Here is a 1,600-nt window from a genome sequence, read left to right on the forward strand (position 1 = left end):
CCGGGTGGCCACCCAGGCGGTTTCCGAGGGCGCCAGTACGGCCCGTCCGGCACGGCGCCAGGCGGCGGTGCCGATTCCGCCCGCCGCGCCGGCTGGCCGCAGGAATGCGCCCGCCGACGACGATTGGGAATCTTTCTGATCACCGCCCGGCAACGGCAATGGGATGGCGAACATGGGTGTGAAATCGATTCTGGCAATTATGGGGTTGGCCTGGCTGCTGGCGGGCTGTTCCACATCGGGACGCAATTTCGATTCCAGCCAGCTGTCCATGCTGACGCCGGGTGTCTCCACGCTGGAAGAGTCCGCGTACGCGTTGGGCGCGGCGCCGGCGGTGCTGTACGGTCAGAGCGACGGCGGCACCTTGGCGTTGTGGTCGTTCAAGGCTTCGTTCGTGAATGACGGCTTGTACAGCCGCAAGCAGGCTTTGCTGCAGTTCGGCCCCGACGGCCGGCTGGTGCGCCTGGTGGATACCACCAATGTGCTGCTCGAGCCGTGGGAACGCCGGAAGTTGTTGGGCCCGTCGCCCGCGGGGCTGGATGGTCCGCCGGGCGCCGCGTGGACGTCACCGGCACAGGCCGTGCCTGTGCATTAACCGCCATGGTGCTGTCAGCCATGGCCTATCCGACGCCGGCATTCGCCGGCATGAGTGTTTTTCAGAATATTCCTGATTGACGGGGGGAGCGATGGAAGCGAGTTACGAAACCGGAACCAAGCCGGCGAAAAGCAAGAAACGGGCACGCGCGCCCAGGCAGAAGCGTTCATGGAAAATCCGCGACGCGCGGGTGGGTACGCTGCTGTTGGTGGTGATGGCGTTCTTTGCGCTGCTGATCGCGGTGGTGGGCGCCATGGCCGCGTACTTCCTGCAAAGTAATTACGAGGCGATCAGCAAGATCAACGATCTGACGGATCGCGCCAAGCAGGTGGAAATCATCAACAGCGACATGTTGCGCTCCCGCGTGGATCTGATGGTGGCCGCACGCTACCTGCAGGAATCGGGTTGGGGCAGCGGCGAAAGCTCGGCCAAGAACGCCAAAGAAGCCCTGGACGGCGCCACCAAGCGCCTGGACGGCGTGCGCCAGCGTTTCTCGGACTTCCAGCAGAACATGCTGGAAGACGATGCCGGCCGCCGGCTGTCCATGAATCTGGTGCGACGTTATCGCGCCTATATCGATGATGGCGTGGACACCATGGTAGAGGCGTTGCGCAGCGAAGACTATTCCACCTTCTACATGGTGAACAACGAATATGGCACGCCGCGCAGTGTCACCTTCATCGAGGCCATTTCCGAATTCAGCAATTACATTCAAGAGCAGCAAGCCGCCAATGTGGCCGCTGCCCAGACCAACTTCCAGCGTGCGGTGATCGCGGTGGGGGTGGCGGTGGCGATGGCGCTGCTGCTGATGCTGCTGGCGCGCCTGGTGTTCGGCCGTCTGGTGGTGCGTCCGCTGATCGAAGCCGGGCAGCATTTCGACAAGATTGCGGCGGGCGACCTGACGGCGCGCGTGGAGGTGCGCAACAACAATGAAATCGGCCAGCTGTTCTCGGCGCTGAAGCGGATGCAGGAGAACCTGGCGCGCACGGTGGCGCAGGTACGCCGGGG

2 protein-coding genes are annotated in these 1,600 nt (G+C 63.7%); both read left to right on the forward strand.

Annotation, left to right across the window (positions count from 1 at the left end; translation table 11 throughout):
* The first annotated feature begins 172 nt into the window (after nucleotides 1–172).
* Nucleotides 173–592: a hypothetical protein gene (locus tag LPZ50_RS24725; RefSeq protein ID WP_230665475.1), complete on the forward strand. Its 420-nt coding sequence runs from the start codon at nucleotides 173–175 to the stop codon at nucleotides 590–592.
* A gap of 91 nt (nucleotides 593–683) precedes the next feature.
* Nucleotides 684–1,600, forward strand: a 917-nt coding sequence (locus LPZ50_RS24730) for a Tar ligand binding domain-containing protein (protein WP_230665476.1), incomplete at its 3' end; no start/stop codon positions are given.

Origin of the sequence: Bordetella petrii, from assembly GCF_020991325.1 — a bacterium.
Lineage (GTDB): Bacteria > Pseudomonadota > Gammaproteobacteria > Burkholderiales > Burkholderiaceae_B > Bordetella_A > Bordetella_A petrii_E.